Origin of the sequence: Chryseobacterium sp. CH21, assembly GCF_004119445.1 — a bacterium.
GTDB lineage: Bacteria > Bacteroidota > Bacteroidia > Flavobacteriales > Weeksellaceae > Chryseobacterium.
This window is the reverse complement of the sequence record NZ_QICI01000064.1, coordinates 1-16,213: the sequence shown is the minus strand read 5'-3', so window position 1 is coordinate 16,213 and position 16,213 is coordinate 1. Positions and strand designations below refer to the sequence as shown.

Sequence of the window (16,213 nt, the reverse complement as noted above, 5' to 3'; positions counted from 1 at the left end):
CATATGTCAGCAATGGCAAGTATAAGATCAGATAAGGAATTAAAAACTTATTTCCTAAGAAAAGTAAGTGAAGGAAAAAATAAAATGAGTGTCCTGAATGCGGTAAGAAATAAATTAGTACACAGAATAATGGCTGTCATCAATAGAAAACAGCCATTTTTACAAAAAGAAGAATTTGTGTCAATAAAAAATTCAAATTTCTCTTGTGTATTAACATAGAAATCTTTGCGAACAAAAAATTAAATAATATCTTTTTTTGGAAAATCGCAAAGGTGCAAATTTTTTAATATTCATGCATTTTTAAGACGCAAGAACATTTCGACTTGGCTCAATATTAGATTTTCAGCAGGAAATATGATGTAATTTTTCACAAACTTTATTGGTATCTATGAAAAATCTGCAGAATCTTCTAAATCTGCGAGAGATTTAATTACCCAATTAATTCCTTCACATTTTTTGAAAAAACCTCAATCCCTTTGTTCATCTCTTCAAAATTAAGATCTCCAAATCCCAGACGCATCGCTGTAAGCCCTTTATTCTGATACAGCAACGTTTTAGGAATGAAAAGATTGTCTTTTGCACAGTTTCGGCTCAGCTGCATTAGATTTAGCGGAATATTCCATTCCAGCCATATGGCGAGCCCTCCCGAAGGCTTTTGAAAAGTAATAAAATCCCCAAGATTCTCTTCCAGTAATACAGAAAAATAATCACGTCTTTCCTGATAAACTTTTAAAGATTTCTTCAGATAACGATTAATTTCCCCTTCTGCAATCATTTCTCCAAGCGCTCTTTCCATCAGAATATCTCCCTGACGGTCAATAATACCAAGATATTTACGCATTTCCGTCATCAGATTCTCCGGAGCAACAATAAATCCTGTCCTGAATCCTGGGGCTAACGATTTACCGAAAGAGCCAATATAGATTACCATTCCGTTTGTATCAGCACTGGCTAACGGAAGAATAGGGCTTTTATCGTAATGAAATTCATAATCATAATCATCTTCCAGAATAATAAATCCATATTCATTCGCTAATTCCAATAACTCAAATCTTCTTTGAGCACTCAAAGCAACCGTAGTAGGATAGTGGTGGTGAGGAGTCAGATAGAGCATCCGTATTTTCTGCTTTTTACAGGCTTCACGAACACTTTCCACTATAATTCCTTCTTCATCAATAGGAATAGAAACAATATCAACTCCAGCTTTCATAAAGATCATATTGACGGAGAAATAGCTCAAAGCACCTACCAATACGGTATCACCTGCAGAAAGAAGAATTTCGGAAACAATATAAATACTCATTTCCGTACTTCGGGTGATGAGCAGATTATTCTTGGAAATAGGAAGTCCACGGGAAAGGTTCAGATATTGGGATAAATGTTCTTTAAAAAATTCACTTCCGTCATGATTATAATGTCCCAGCGCTTTTTGATTGGATTTGCGTTTCAAAATAGAACTATAAAACCTCGAATGCTGTCCGATTTGAGTTAAGCGGATATCCGGTACCCCATCATTAAAGACATATTCACAGTTTGAATGTTCAAAAGGATTATCAAGAATATTGGATGTTTTGAATGAAAAACCAGTCGAAACAGGGTAGTTTTGAAGATTATTCTGCTCAAAATCGTTCAATTTTACAGGTTTTTCCTGATCTTTTCCAATGACAAACGTTCCTTTGTTGGGAAAACTCTCTGTCCAACCCTGAGCAGACAGTTCATCATACACCGCAACTGCCGTATTTCTGTGGATTTCCAACATTTCACTAAACGTTCTTGTCCCCGGCAGTTTCGTTCCGAAAGGCAGAAATCCTCTCTGAATGGCATTGATTAGCTGATTGGCAATCTGTAAATAGATAGAAGTATCTGACTTTCTATCTATTTTAATAAAACTTTCATAGGGAATTCTAACCGGACTATCCATAATATCAAAACTGGCACCATACAACCATCCGGCAATATACTACTTTTGACATCAAAATAAAAATCTATGGAATTTCATCATCTGTTAAAAAAAATTGTACAGGAAGGAAGTACGCATGCCAAGTGGCTGAATACACTTTCTTTTATGGAAAATGCCGGTGCAAGAAAAATATCAAAATGTGAACATCCAACATTGGTTTCTCAGATTCAGTTGAAACATGCTGCTGAAGAGCACCGTCACGCTTATTATTTAAAGAAACAAATCGGGAAAATAAATCCTGAACTCTGCAAAACCTACGAAAGCACAGAACTTCTGGCACCTATCGCCACAAGTCAATATCTTCACTCATTGGATATTAAAGCCTGTCGTTATCTTCAGAAGGCTTTCAACCTTGACAAAACAGATATTAAATATGCTGCTTATCTTTTTGTAACCTATGCTATTGAAGTTCGTGCAGATGAGCTTTATCCCGTATATCAGCAGGCGCTTACCGAAGCTTCTTCTAAAATTATGGTAAAATCGATCATTCTTGAAGAAGAAGGGCATTTGGAAGAAATGATTCATCAGCTTAATGAATTTTCACCAGACTGGAAGCACCATGCAGAAAATATTTTAACTATAGAAAAAGAACTGCATCAGGAGTGGATTAATGCAATTACTCAGGAAGTCGCTCAATTGAACTATGCTTAGTAGTATCTTTCATTTTCAGGAATCTCTTGACAAAAGAAAGGAGGAAGGGACGTTAAGGCGTTTGCGGATTCAATCCTATGGAATCGATTTTTATTCCAATGACTATCTTGGATTTGCAAAAAGTAAAGAGCTTCAACAATTACTGCTGCAAAAGGTTACAGATAACCCTCAGCTGCTTTCCGGAAGTACAGGTTCAAGGTTAATTAGCGGCAACAGTGATATTGCGGTTTCGGTGGAAAAGGATATTGCTCAAAAACATCAGTTTGAGTCTGCGCTGCTTTTTCCATCCGGATATAATGCGAATCTGGCTTTGTTTTCCACACTTCCCAGCCGTCATGATACTGTTATTGTGGACGAACAGATTCATCGGTCGGTACACGATGCCTGCAAACTATCCAATGCTAAAAAGCTGAAGTTTAAACATAATGATCCTGAAGATCTTGAAAACATTTTAAAAAGACAGGAAGGACATTGTTATATTGCCGTAGAAAGTCTTTATTCAATGGAAGGAGATTTTGCTCCTATTCAGGAAATCGCTTCGATTGCAATGAAATATAAAGCTTCTTTGATTGTAGATGAAGCTCATACATTCGGTGTTTTTGGATATGGATTGATTGAAAAATATCAATTACAGAATCAGATTTCAGCAGCTGTTATCACTTACGGAAAAGCTCTGGGAGCCCACGGAGCGACCATTCTTTGCAATGAAACAGTGAAATCTTATCTGGTCAACTTTGCAAGCCCCTTCATTTATACCACTTCAGCACAGGATTTTCAATGGATGAGTATCAAAACCGGATATGAATTTTTAGATCAAAATCATGGACTGGCGGAAAAACTTCAGAATAACATCAAAGTTTTCCGAAGCAGAAATTTACAGTCTCCATCCGCAGAAACGAGCCCGATTCAGGCTATTCTAATCCCCGACAACCGAAGATTAAAAGCATTACAGAACATTTTATCTGAAGAAGGATTTTTAACCTACGCCATCTACAGTCCCACAGTAAAAGAAGGAAGCGAAAGACTGAGAATCTGTCTTCACAGCTTTAATACGGAAAAAGAAATTGTAAAACTGACAGGAATTATTAAAGAATTTATTTAAAGTAAAAAAATAAACTTTCAAAACTCGGAACACGAATCCCGAACCCCGAACCCCGAAAACATGAAATTATTTATAACAGGAATAGGAACTGAAATAGGAAAAACAGTGTGCTCAGCTGTTTTGGTTCAGTATTTTAAAACAGAATACTGGAAGCCTATACAGTCCGGAGATCTTCACTATACAGACAGCCATAAAATTGAAGCATGGACTGATACTAATGCTTGCTATCCTGAAACTTACCGTTTACAGTTGGCTGCATCACCACATCAGTCCGCAAGAGAAGAAAATATCATCATCAAGCTGAATGATTTCCAACTTCCAAAAACAGCAAGCCCATTAATTGTAGAAGGAGCAGGAGGTCTTATGGTACCCATATCAGACACTACTTTTATGATAGATTTGATTGAAGAATTAAGCCTTCCGGCAGCATTGGTGGTCCGAAATTATTTAGGATGTATCAATCACAGCTTATTGTCAATCATTGCATTACGACAAAGAGAAATACAGCTGGAATATTTAATTCTTAATGGTGATTTCCCGGAAGATACAGAAAGAGTGATCTGCAGTTTTATTGAAAAAGAAACAAAAATTATAAAGATTCCCGAAATCAACAGTACGGATAAGGAATCTATACAACTTGCTGCGAAGCAATTAACAATAACAAAAATAGAATAATGGATACAAAAACAACATTGAGAAACAACTGGACTAAAGAAGAGATCGAAGAAATTTACCACCTTCCTCTGATGGAGCTGATCTACAAAGCAGCCACCGTACACCGTGAGTGGCATGATCCTTCTGAAGTACAGATTTCCACCTTATTATCTATCAAAACCGGAGGATGCCCTGAAGACTGCTCCTATTGCGGACAGGCAGCCCGTTACCATACCAATATTAAAGTACAGGCTTTATTACCCACCGAAACCGTAATTGCTCATGCTCAAAAAGCAAAAGATTCGGGATCTTCAAGGTTCTGTATGGCAGCAGCATGGCGTGAAGTACGTAATAACCGTGATTTTGACAGGGTAATTGATATGGTAAAAGGAGTCAACGATCTTGGTCTGGAAGTTTGCTGTACACTGGGAATGCTTACCGAAGAACAGGCGATCAGACTTCAGGAAGCAGGATTATATGCTTACAATCATAACCTTGATACTTCTGAACAATATTATGAAGAGATCATCTCTACCAGAACTTTTGACAACAGAATCAATACCATAAATAACGTAAGAAAAGCAGGAATTACAGTTTGTTCAGGAGGAATTATCGGACTTGGAGAAACCCACAGAGACAGAATTTCAATGCTTCTGACTTTAGCAACAATGCCAAAACATCCGGAATCTGTTCCTATCAATGCATTAGCAAGAGTAGCAGGAACACCATTAGAAGACAATGAAAAAGTTGATACCTGGGAAATGGTAAGAATGATTGCTACCGCAAGAATTGTAATGCCATCTTCTATGGTGAGATTAAGTGCCGGCCGTATAGAAATGTCTGAAACAGAGCAGGCATGGTGCTTTATGGCAGGAGCGAATTCCATTTTCACAGGAGAAAGAGAAACCTTGTTGGTGACACCTAATCCAGGAGTTTCAGAAGATATGCAGATGCTTCAGACATTAGGACTGAAGCCTATGATGAAAAAAGAAACATGCTGCTAGACAATTATAAATGATAAATTATGAGTCATGAGCTGGATTATTTTTATCGCAACATTTGTATCTGATTTCATCAATATTAATATTAGTTTTTAATGCTAAGGTTCGCAAAGTAATATTTTTAATTCTGAAAATATTTCGTTCGCAAAGGCATTCTATTCAGCAAGAAAGAACGTTTTTAATAGCTGAGTGAAACGCCTTTGCGAACTCAAAATAAAGGCATGCAAAGTGAAAAACTTAGCGATCATTGCGCTAAAATGTAAACAATTTACCACTCGTTTCTACTTTTTACATCAAAATATGAATACAATAACAAAAAAAATCAGCCTGCAGGAGAGAGATAAAGCAGTCAACTGGCATCCGTACACGCAGATGAAAACAGCTGATGATGCCATTCCCATTGTAAAAGGAAAAGGAATTTACCTGTATGATAACGAAGGGAAAAAATATCTGGATGTTGTTTCATCATGGTGGGTAACTTTGCATGGGCATTTGATTTCATCAATATTAATATTAGTTTTTAACGCTAAGGTTCACAAAGTAATATTTTAATTCTGAAAAATATTTTGTTCGCAAAGGCATTCTATTCAAGCAAGAAAGAACGTTTCTAATAGCTGAGTGAAACGCCTTTGCGAACTCAAAATAAAGGCATGCAAAGTGAAAAACTTAGCGATCATTGCGCTAGAATGTAAACAATTTACCACTCATTACCACTTTTTACATCAAAATATGAATACTATAACAAAAAAAATCAGCCTGCAGGAGAGAGATAAAGCAGTCAACTGGCATCCGTATACCCAGATGAAAACCGCTGATGACGCCATTCCCATTGTAAAAGGAAAAGGAATTTACCTGTATGACAATGAAGGAAAAAAATATCTGGATGTTGTTTCATCATGGTGGGTTACGTTGCACGGCCATTCTCATCCTTATATTGCGCAGCGTGTTTTTGAACAGTTAAACACACTGGAACAGGTTATTTTTGCAGGATTTACGCATGAACCAGCCGTACAGCTTTCAGAAAATCTACTGAAACTTCTTCCGGCTGGCCAGGAAAAGGTATTTTATTCTGATAATGGTTCAACGGCAGTAGAAGTTGCTTTAAAAATGTGTATTCAATATGCATACAATAAAGGCAAAAAGAAAACAAAGATTTTAGCTTTTAAAAATGCTTATCATGGAGATACTTTCGGAGCCATGTCTGTAAGTGGAAAAAGTTTTTGGACAAGACCTTTTGAAAGTATGCTCTTTGAAGTCGTTTTTATTGATACACCCAATGCTGAAAACCTTGAAAGTCTGCATGCACAAATCAAAGAACTTGCTGATGAAGTAGCTTGTTTTATCTATGAGCCCTTAGTTCAGGGTGCTGCCGGAATGTTGATGTACAAGGCTGAAGATCTTAGCCAACTGATGAAATTCTGTAAGAAAGAAGGAGTCCTTATGATTCAAGATGAAGTTTTTACAGGATTTGGAAGAACGGGAAAACTTTTTGCCGCAGATTATCTTACGGAAAAGCCTGATATTATGTGTTTTTCAAAAGGATTAACAGGAGGAACTATGCCCATGGGAATCACTACCTGTTCCAATAAAATCTACAATGCTTTTCTTTCTGATGACCGATATAAAACCTTATTTCATGGGCATTCGTTTACAGCCAATCCCTTGGCCTGTACAGCAGCTCTTGCCAGTATGGAACTCTTACTTACAACCGAAACTCAAATGAATATCAACCGCATCGCTCATCAACATTCTGAGTTTGTGAAAGCACTTGCTTTTCATCCTCATGTAGAAAAGGTTCGTCAGATCGGAACTATTTTAGCGTTCGATTTTAAAACCGGGAATGATACTTCTTATTTCAATGAAATAGGGAAGAAGCTTTACAATGAATTTTTACAGAGAGGGATTATTATGAGGCCGCTGGGAAATGTAATCTATCTGGTTCCCCCATATTGTATCACATCAGAAGAATTGGATTTTGTCTATCGGAATATTATGGAAGTGTTAGATCAGTTTAAAGAGTAACGATCCCTTCAGTAATAATTATTTTTAATTTTTTAACCTTATAGGTTTCCAGAACCTATAAGGTTTTTAAGATTTTTATCTTTAACGTTGTATATCCACAATAGTTGTCTGGTTTTCTTAGAGTTCCTGCTCCGCTTTCTTTAAAATAGTAATTAATTCTTTTAATTTCTCTTTATTGAATTCCAGTAAGTTCTGATTAAAATGATTGGAAGGGATTTTTATATAATTAACCCACGAAGAAAGTTTTTCACGATAAACACTTCCGAATTCAATATTACTCATCGTTATAAACTTATATTTGGTTTCCGGGTCAGCCTTTTCATCTTCTTTCTGTTCCACAGTCTGAAGAGCCTGAATCAGTTTCCCCAGCTCATTTTTATCAATCGTAAGAGTCTTTTTGGAGATTTCATCAAAAGTTTCATATTCATACATGATTCCCAGAAGAGTATCAAATGAATTGTCAGAAACATCTTTTGTTACAATTTTTTGAATATTCAGGGTTTTAAACTTGCCTAAATTGATGATTTTTTTCTCAATTAATGTCCCTTTTCTTGAATTGATGGTAAGTCCGCGGGATGTTGTATTAGATCTTTGAATGGTAGGCGGAAGTGCTATCTGTGCAGTGACCCATGTACCTAATACACAGGATATCAAAATAATGATTCTTTTCATTTGTAGAAATTGTTATTAGTTTTTATACACTTAAAATTATACTGTAATATCCGACAATATATAAAATATTAATCAAATCTTTTTAACCCAGTTCATTTCCCCAGGAATGAAGCTCTGAAAGGATAGGCCCAAGTTTTTGTCCTTTTTCTGTTAATTTATAATAGACTTCCGGCGGGAAATTATAAACTTCAATCCTTTCAATAATACAATCTTCTTCCAGCTGTTTCAACTGCTCTGCAAGCACTTTCTTTGAAACACGGGGCATATTTCGCCAAAGCTCCACAAAACGAACCTGATCTTCTTCAAATAGATTGTGCAGAATCAAAGGTTTCCATTTGCCGGAAAGAATAGTCAGGCTTCGTCTTAATCCACAGTTTTTAAATTCTTCAAAATTCATAAGTCAATTGAATATTTATGGTTAACCTTTTGGTAACCTTCGATTGTTTTCCTCTCATCAGTCAATAGCTTTGTTCTACAAACATACTCAAAATGAAATTACAATTATGGCGCAATGCAACATTGCTACTGAATATTGATGGAATTTCCATCCTGATAGATCCCATGCTCGGAGACAAAGGTTCCATGGGAAAAATCCCTATGACAGACAGCGAATTGCTGAATCCTCTTGTAGATTTGCCTTTCAGCAGAGAAGAATTAAAGAAAAAATTAGAAGGAATTGATGCTGTAGCGGTAACCCATCTTCATCCTGATCATTGGGATGCTGCTGCAGTAGAACTTCTCGATAAAAACATTCCGGTTATTTGTTCAAATGTTATTGCCGACTATATTGCAGAACAGGGATTTACAAATATTTTAATCGTAAATGATCAACTTCAATGGAAGAATATCGAAATTTCTACTACCAAAGGCCAGCACGGAACCGGAGAAATTGGAGAAAAAATGGGAATTGTGAATGGCTTTGTCTTTAAAAAAGAAGACCAATCTGTCTACATCGCAGGAGACACCATCTGGTATGAAGAAATTGCACAAGAAATTGACAAACACAAACCACAGCACATTATTGTAGCGGGAGGAGCTGCCACTTTTTCTGTAGGAGATCCTATCATTATGACCAGTGAAGACATTAAAAAAGTTTCCACATACGCTCCGGAATCCACGATTTGGATAACCCATCTGGAGGCCGTAAGCCATTGTGGGGAAGACCGGAAATTTATTCAGGAAAAAATTAATGAAAACGAATTAAAGGAGAGATGTTTTGTCCTTAATGATGGGGAAGAAGCTGAACTTTATTTTTAATTTTTGAATATTAAAAAGAATCAATACAAAGACAAATAAAAGGATAGAAGTACATTCTATCCTTTTATTTAATAGTATAGTTTTAATCTTCCACATACTTATTTCTCGCCGCTTTCAGTCCAAAATACAACATTAGCAATACAGCACAGCTTAATAGATAGAATGAACTGTTCCAGGAAATATCCCAGTCGTGCAGCTTTCCAAACAGCGGAGGACCGAATGCAGCAATCAGATATCCTACAGACTGTGCCATTCCTGATATTTTTACAGCATTGATACTGCTTTTCGTTCTCGTAGAAAAAAACAGAATTGACAGACTGAAAGACAATCCGTTAGAAATTCCTATAATCACTGCATTTACATAGATCCATTGAGATTTCAGAAATACAAACATCATTGTACTTCCGAACATCAGAATACATATAAAAAGAATCATCCACCTTTGATCTTTCATTTTACTGGCAATAATCGGACAACAGAATGTGACAGGAATCATCGTAATCTGAATCACAAAAAATACCCAGCCGGAACTTTCTCCCTGCATATGAAAATCAGCAAGAAATGAAGGAAGCCACGCTACCAGACAATAATAAAATAAAGACTGCAGTCCCATAAAAATACTGATATTCCATGCCTGAGCAGATTTGAACATATTAAAATCTGAAGTACTGAGTGCTGTTTTAGGCTGATTTGGATTTCTTTTATTAAATATAAATTCCAACGATAAAACCAGAAAACTCAATGCTGCAATCACAAGCCAGATTCCCAGGGAACCTTTCCACCCAAAACCAGTCAATTCTCCAATTTTCACACTAAATCCTGAAGCTAAAGCCGCCGTAAGATTCATGGATACTGCAAAAATCCCTGTCATAAGACCAATTTTTTTCGGGAAATTATTCTTAACATATCCCGGAGTTACCACATTTCCGATACATATTCCCAAACCTATGAATATAGATCCTAAAAATAACAGCCAAAGAGAACCTGTAATTCTAAGAAACAATCCGAAACTTAAAATAATCAGAGAATACATCAATAGTTTACTGATTCCAAATTTATTAGAAAACCTGCTTACAAGTACGGAACATGCAGCAAACATAAACAGAGGAATAGAAGTAAGCAGACTTACCTGAAAATTATCCAGTTTCAATGCATTTCTTATCTCCCCCGATACAGGAGCTACGGCTACAATTGGTGAACGGAGGTTACTGGAAATTAATACAACTACCAGAACATTAATGAGTAATAAAACATACGAAGCATTCCTTTTTACTTCATTCTTCATCATAATAAAAACTTTTGTACAAAATTAGCACAGTAATTTTGTTTAATTTTGCCAAAGTTTTAATCCAAAACGACATGAATGCCAATGACAGCATTAAAATAGATGAGCTGAAAAAACCTTATTTTGTTTGGTTTGAAGAAAACTGGGTGCATGATGATGTTCTGCATCATCATCAGAAAGGACAATTGGTATACGTAGAAAGCGGGTTCCAATATATTACCATTGAAGAAAGAATATACCTGCTTCCTCAGAACCATGCGGTGTGGATTCCTCCCCATACTGTTCATAAGACCAATTCTCATTCTGAAAAGATAAAACTGATGATCATGTTTGCAGATATTGATACCCAAGAACCTTTTTATCATGAAGTAAATGTATTTTCTGTTCCTCCGGTTTTAAAAGAAATGATAAAATATGCTGAAAAATGGTCTAAATTAATGACTTCAGACAGCAATGAGAATCTATTTTTAAAAGCTTTGTTCAACGAACTTCCCAGATTTGTAGAACATTCCTTTACCCTTCATATCATCCTTCCAAAAGATAAACGGCTTACCAAAGTCATGGAGTATCTTCATAATCATTATCAGGATGAAATTAAGATGGAAGACCTCAGTGATGCAGCCCTTTTATCTTTTCGTACTCTGGAACGTATTTTCAAAAAAGAAACCGGACTCACATTAAGTAAATACCAGCAGATGCTTCGTATTATTAAAAGTCTCGAGCTTTTAAGTTCAGAAAATTTCACCATTTCAGAAACGGCATATAAGGTAGGATATAAGAGTGTACAGGCTTATTCCAAAAGCTTTTTTACCATGATGAAGTTCAGGCCTACAGATTTCATTAAAACTATTTAATACCCTTTAAAGCACCTGCAAAGGGGGTTGAAATATATCAAAAAAGGGATTTATTAACATACTAAAACTTTAGATATTCCTTTACATAAAAGCAATCGGCTTGTTTCAAAAATGAAATATTTCACATTTTGACTCATTTCCACATCAATAGGCTATATTCAATTATGAGACTATTGAAATAAAAAGGTCTCCACGAATGAAGACCTTAAAAAAACACAAATGATGAAAAAAAATTATTTCGATTCACAAATATAAGTAAAAATCCCGTTATATAAGACACTGTAAGTTCATTTTTTTTAAAAATTATTTATTTTAAGCGAAAATAATTATTCTCTAAATGATTTTACTTTTTTTAGGATTCCGGAATTCTTTATAGAAAAACATCCCTTATCAAAGATAATTCGCCATTTGATGAATTGTGTGCTGTTTTTTAGCTAAAATCAAATATTCATTAAAAGTGAATTATTCTGGAATTACGATTTATGAAAGCCTGTATTTAAACAATTGTTTAACTTTTTTATGACGCTGCTCATAAAATTCAGTACAGTTTTTGTATTAGTTTTCCAAAACATAAAATTACATGGGGCCAAAAACATTCAAGGGAGTTCCTACACAAACATTCGGAGGTTTCCACGATACGGAAAGCAGAATACTATTTAAACAGGACCTGATTCCGTTGAAGTTTGAAATATTGAGAGAAAGATTCTTATCAATAAATAAATGGGAAGATTATTGCGGAAAAACATTTGCAGCATTTAAACTGTATGACTTTAATGGTCATCCGGTAGACCGTGAACCTCAAAAAGGAGATTTTATCCGCATTGATATTCCGGGACCGGGAGAATCTGAGTCCAAAGGATATGATTGGGTAGAAATTAGTGATATCTGTTTTTATCAGGACAGCTTTTCCGAAAGTATATCGATGACCTGCAGACCATCCATCAATCCACAAAATAAAAAAAGTCGGCATATTGCTCATTTTTACAGTTCTGCAGCCAGCTCTACCTTTATGATCTCCAGAAATCCGGCTCACTTGAAAGCCGCCGTATACGGCCGAAATGAAAGACCTAATCTCAATGCTAATTTTCTCGATATTATAAGAAATATTACCACAGCACCCGGAGGAATGATTGGAGCAGCTAAAATACAATGGAAGCAGCTTACTGATGGCTTGTTGAATCTTGATTAGAATCCTTCTGCCTTTTTTGATCTAAATCAAAATTTTATATTGGTTGTTCGAGAGTACTTGAATTGATTAACTATGTTTGCAAAAAGAAGAAAAAGATCAGTCAGTCTCTGATCTTTTCTTTTTGGGAACCTCCCACTGTACACCGTGTTCTCTGAAAAACGCCTCAAGATTGAGCCAGTCATGGTAACTGTGCAAAAACTCTTCTCTATTAACAGGTACATCCTTACTGTGGCCATATTGTTTACACCCAAAACATAGCTCAATATTCTTCCACTGATTTTCTTTATAAATGAACAAAGTATTGTGTGGTTCAAAACAAAAAGATCCATCCCAGCCTTTTATACTTTTCTGGTCTTTTATTATCTGTATTAATTTCTGTCTTGAATCAGGCGTTAATATCACCTTATTTATTATGATTTCATTGTTAGGGACACCATTTTTTAGAAGGTCTCTGTATATTGTTCTACTTTTTCCGGGGCTTTCCATATCCAATCTGAGATCTTCATGACTCGTAAGAAGAATGGTATCTGCATTCTTTAAATAATCAGCAAGACTTTCGTTGGCGTTTTGGGAAAAAGTCCATATAGAACTTAAAAACAATCCTACGCTTAATATTCTTTTGATCGTATCATCTACACATAAAATTGTCTTCTGCATCTGTCATAAATAAATCCAATAATAGGATAAATAAAAGCTGTGTAGGCCAACTTTTCAAAAATATAAAATCAAACTGCCCATCAAGCTTCTCTACCTTCAATGCTTCAAACTGAACAAGCAAATTACTTCCAAAAACAAATATGGATGCCATGAAAATTAAAAGAATAATAAATGAAACGCTCTCATTCTTAATCTTTCTGAGAGAAAATACATAAGCTATCCCTGTAAGTCCGAGAAAGATAAAATCTGTTATCATCTGCTCTTTAATATTTGAATCAATGGTAAAAATGTTACCTATACTATCAGAGGCATTTTTCGCAGTTTCCATAACGACAAACGCTACAATCATTATAATAGAAGAAGAAAAAGCAATAATAGCAGTGATTATTCCGGCAAACAATCCTTTATTTTTTCTCATGTGATGGCTATTAGTTTAATCAATAAATATAGTAAAAAAACTAACGTTACTTCATCAGCATGCAATTATTGATTTATCATTAAAACAGATTCATAGAATTCAGCAAAAAAACATGATATTTGACATGTTTTTTATATTGTGAAATACTATTTGATGCATAATTCATTTTAAAATAATATTTTTAAGAAGTGAATAGTTGTAAAGGATTTTTAGATGAATAACAAAAGAACTTTTATCAAAAACTTTATGACAAAAAAAACTTTGCACAATTTCCATATTCCGGTAATGGGACTGGCTTACACAATAGACAGCCCTATTCGTGTTGCTCAATATGGAATTTCTTCTGTGATCTCCATCATTGATGATGAAATTCTGGAAAAATGAAGAACTTTTACAACAAAAAGTTCAATCTTGACTATTTCGGAATTTCAACAAAAACAGAGGATTACAGGGCAAAAAGAGTTACCGCTTATCTGGATATGGTGGATGATATCGTGAATGAAAAATTTGAATCTTTCAAGCAGGAAATCAGCAAAAATAAAGAGGCTCTGAAGGACTTCATGGGCATGCTTCCGAATACTTCTGATCTTAAAACCAGTCTTCAAAATCTTATCAATCAAAAAGATGAATGGAGTTCCAATATCAAAAACTTTATAGAATCCAATTTAAAACCAGGAAGTATCGACGTCAATATCATGACGAAAGTGGATAAAGACAATTATCGCAAAAATGAGCAGCTTCCTGTGATGTACAATGATGCCCATGCTTCGTTGCGTGGATTTGCCCAAAGTAAATTATCATCATCAATGGTTCTTTCTGCAGGCATGAACCCTCGTTTGTATAGCTATATGGAAGAGTTCGAAGACTTTTTCCCGGACGAAAACGGAAAAATCAAAAAGAAAATTATTCTTAAAGTAAGCGATTTCCGTTCTGCCATGATCCAGGGAAATTTTCTAGCAAAAAAAGGATTGTGGGTTTCAGAATACAGAATAGAATCCGGATTGAACTGCGGAGGCCATGCTTTTGCCACCGAGGGAATGCTTCTGGGACCTATCATGGAAGAATTTAAGCAGAAAAAAATGATCTGATACAATCTGCTCATAACTTAATGACAGCAGCTTTAGAACAAAAAGGAAAGCACGCCGTTTCCGAGCCTTTAGAAATGAAAATTACGGTTCAGGGTGGAGTAGGAACATCCGAGGAACACGAGTTTTTATTGGCTAATTATAATGTGGATAGTGTAGGATGGGGCTCTCCGTTTTTATTGGTACCGGAAGCAACGTCTGTAGATCCCGAAACCCGAAATCTGCTGTTGCAATCAAAACAACAGGATTTCTATCTGAGCAATATTTCGCCTTTGGGAGTGCCTTTCAACACAGTAAAAGGAACATCCAATGAAATCTTAAAGCATGAAAAAGAAGCGGAAGGGAAATATGGAAGTTCCTGTCCCAAAAAACTTCTGGCATTAAGCAAAGAATTCTCTCAGGAAGGAACCTGTACTGCATCTAAAAAATATCAGGATATCAAACTGAAAGAGCTGTATGCAGAACAGAAAACTTTGACTGAAAAGGAATTTGATAAAAGAAAATCTGAAATTACTGATAAAGCCTGCCTATGCGTAGGACTTGTGAATGCAGCATACATGGAGCAGAACCTTGAAATTAAAGGCGAAAAACAAGGGGTTGTAATATGTCCCGGACCCAATATTGCCTTTTTTGATAAAGAGGTTTCTCTTTCGGAAATGGTAAAACATATTTATGGAAATACCAATATTCTTTCTGATAATCAACGTCCGAATATGTTTATTAACGAATTGAAAATGTATGTGGATTATCTTAAAAAAGAAATTACAGAATCAACTGTACAGATTACCCATTCGCAGACAAAAAAATGGAATGCTTTCAAGAAAAATATACTTGAAGGGATAGAATACTATCATGAGCTTTTTAAAACATCATCATTCTTCAGCAACGGTTTATCAAATATCAACCATCAATTACAGGAATATAAGCTTCAGCTTATCGCTATTGAGGTTCCTCAGGTTGAAAAGTAACCGTATTTTTAATTGATAGATAATAAAAACAGCTTTTACATGGGCTGTTTTTATTTTTTTAAGTTACTAATGAAACATATGTGTTTTTTTGGAGAAACGCAAAGACGCAAAGCTTTACATTACAATATATATTTTTTAAGGCGCAAGAAAATCAAAGATTTTCAGCAAGAGATATGGTATAAGTATTTCCCGCCGATTAATGAGAAGATTATACAAATCTTTTTATTGGGATTTGTTTAATTTTTGGTATTTGCGAGAGACATAAAATAAACAGCATTCAATTTTATCGGAGATAAAATCTTTGCGCCCTAAAGCAGTTAGTTTTTAATTTATTTGCGCCCTTTAGTTTGTATTATAAAGTTTTTTGAATTACGTAAATTAACTTTATAGTATTAATTAATCCACAAGAAACAGGGTGAATCATTAAGCGCCAAAGGT

14 protein-coding genes and 3 pseudogenes are annotated in these 16,213 nt (G+C 35.3%); 11 read left to right on the top strand and 6 right to left on the bottom strand.

Features of this window, described 5'->3' with window-relative positions; genetic code table 11:
* A pseudogene (locus BOQ62_RS13860) lies at positions 1 to 219 on the top strand (hypothetical protein); the annotation flags it as partial.
* 211 nt (positions 220 to 430) lie between these two features.
* On the opposite strand, the gene BOQ62_RS13855 reads toward BOQ62_RS13860, so the two are convergent.
* A complete protein-coding gene (locus BOQ62_RS13855) occupies positions 431 to 1,921 on the bottom strand; it encodes a PLP-dependent aminotransferase family protein (RefSeq protein WP_129040380.1) in 1,491 nt (496 codons plus the stop codon).
* A 66-nt stretch (positions 1,922 to 1,987) separates the two neighbouring features.
* Here BOQ62_RS13855 and BOQ62_RS13850 point away from each other — a divergent pair, with 66 nt between their 5' ends.
* The 6 genes and pseudogenes from BOQ62_RS13850 (at position 1,988) to bioA (ending at position 7,390) form a co-directional block, all read left to right on the top strand.
* Positions 1,988 to 2,611 (top strand): hypothetical protein, encoded by a 624-nt coding sequence (locus BOQ62_RS13850; protein WP_129040379.1) that lies wholly within the window; start codon positions 1,988 to 1,990, stop codon positions 2,609 to 2,611.
* Positions 2,604 to 3,713, top strand: a complete 1,110-nt coding sequence (locus tag BOQ62_RS13845; RefSeq protein WP_129040377.1) for an aminotransferase class I/II-fold pyridoxal phosphate-dependent enzyme — start codon at positions 2,604 to 2,606, stop codon at positions 3,711 to 3,713. Before BOQ62_RS13850 ends, BOQ62_RS13845 begins: the two co-directional genes overlap by 8 nt.
* Positions 3,714 to 3,773: 60 nt before the next feature.
* A complete protein-coding gene (gene bioD / locus BOQ62_RS13840; RefSeq protein WP_129040375.1) occupies positions 3,774 to 4,388 on the top strand; it encodes a dethiobiotin synthase in 615 nt (204 codons plus the stop codon).
* Positions 4,388 to 5,371 carry a biotin synthase BioB gene (bioB, locus tag BOQ62_RS13835; RefSeq protein ID WP_047374806.1) on the top strand — a complete coding sequence of 328 codons (984 nt, stop codon included), beginning with the start codon at positions 4,388 to 4,390 and terminating at the stop codon, positions 5,369 to 5,371. Before bioD ends, bioB begins: the two co-directional genes overlap by 1 nt.
* A 297-nt stretch (positions 5,372 to 5,668) precedes the next feature.
* Positions 5,669 to 5,917, top strand: a pseudogene (locus tag BOQ62_RS13830) (aminotransferase class III-fold pyridoxal phosphate-dependent enzyme); the annotation flags it as partial.
* 180 nt (positions 5,918 to 6,097) lie between these two features.
* Positions 6,098 to 7,390, top strand: a complete 1,293-nt coding sequence (bioA, locus tag BOQ62_RS13825; RefSeq protein ID WP_129040373.1) for an adenosylmethionine--8-amino-7-oxononanoate transaminase — start codon at positions 6,098 to 6,100, stop codon at positions 7,388 to 7,390.
* A gap of 117 nt (positions 7,391 to 7,507) precedes the next feature.
* On the opposite strand, the gene BOQ62_RS13820 is transcribed toward bioA, so the two are convergent.
* Both BOQ62_RS13820 and BOQ62_RS13815 read right to left on the bottom strand, forming a co-directional pair.
* On the bottom strand, positions 7,508 to 8,062 hold the full coding sequence (locus tag BOQ62_RS13820; protein ID WP_129040371.1) for a hypothetical protein: 555 nt from the start codon (positions 8,060 to 8,062) through the stop codon (positions 7,508 to 7,510).
* An 82-nt stretch (positions 8,063 to 8,144) separates the two neighbouring features.
* A complete protein-coding gene (locus BOQ62_RS13815) occupies positions 8,145 to 8,459 on the bottom strand; it encodes a winged helix-turn-helix transcriptional regulator (protein ID WP_129040369.1) in 315 nt (104 codons plus the stop codon).
* Positions 8,460 to 8,551: 92 nt separating this feature from the next.
* Between BOQ62_RS13815 and BOQ62_RS13810 the strand changes: the two genes are divergently transcribed.
* Positions 8,552 to 9,319 carry an MBL fold metallo-hydrolase gene (locus tag BOQ62_RS13810; RefSeq protein ID WP_129040367.1) on the top strand — a complete coding sequence of 256 codons (768 nt, stop codon included), beginning with the start codon at positions 8,552 to 8,554 and terminating at the stop codon, positions 9,317 to 9,319.
* Between the two features lie 82 nt (positions 9,320 to 9,401).
* Here BOQ62_RS13810 and BOQ62_RS13805 read toward each other — a convergent pair whose 3' ends face one another.
* On the bottom strand, positions 9,402 to 10,607 hold the full coding sequence (locus BOQ62_RS13805) for a CynX/NimT family MFS transporter (protein ID WP_228414129.1): 1,206 nt from the start codon (positions 10,605 to 10,607) through the stop codon (positions 9,402 to 9,404).
* 71 nt (positions 10,608 to 10,678) lie between these two features.
* Between BOQ62_RS13805 and BOQ62_RS13800 the strand changes: the two genes are divergently transcribed.
* Together BOQ62_RS13800 and BOQ62_RS13795 are read left to right on the top strand one after the other, a co-directional pair.
* Positions 10,679 to 11,458: an AraC family transcriptional regulator gene (locus tag BOQ62_RS13800; protein ID WP_129040365.1), complete on the top strand. Its 780-nt coding sequence runs from the start codon at positions 10,679 to 10,681 to the stop codon at positions 11,456 to 11,458.
* 580 nt (positions 11,459 to 12,038) lie between these two features.
* Entirely contained in the window at positions 12,039 to 12,647 is a 609-nt protein-coding gene (locus BOQ62_RS13795) for a hypothetical protein (protein ID WP_129040363.1), read from the top strand.
* A gap of 96 nt (positions 12,648 to 12,743) precedes the next feature.
* Here BOQ62_RS13795 and BOQ62_RS13790 read toward each other — a convergent pair whose 3' ends face one another.
* Together BOQ62_RS13790 and BOQ62_RS13785 are read right to left on the bottom strand one after the other, a co-directional pair.
* Positions 12,744 to 13,304 carry a hypothetical protein gene (locus BOQ62_RS13790; protein WP_129040361.1) on the bottom strand — a complete coding sequence of 187 codons (561 nt, stop codon included), beginning with the start codon at positions 13,302 to 13,304 and terminating at the stop codon, positions 12,744 to 12,746.
* Entirely contained in the window at positions 13,276 to 13,722 is a 447-nt protein-coding gene (locus BOQ62_RS13785; protein WP_129040359.1) for a hypothetical protein, read from the bottom strand. Before BOQ62_RS13785 ends, BOQ62_RS13790 begins: the two co-directional genes overlap by 29 nt.
* A gap of 246 nt (positions 13,723 to 13,968) precedes the next feature.
* Between BOQ62_RS13785 and BOQ62_RS13780 the strand changes: the two are divergent.
* Positions 13,969 to 15,775: pseudogene (locus BOQ62_RS13780) on the top strand (hypothetical protein).
* Positions 15,776 to 16,213: the final 438 nt, after the last annotated feature.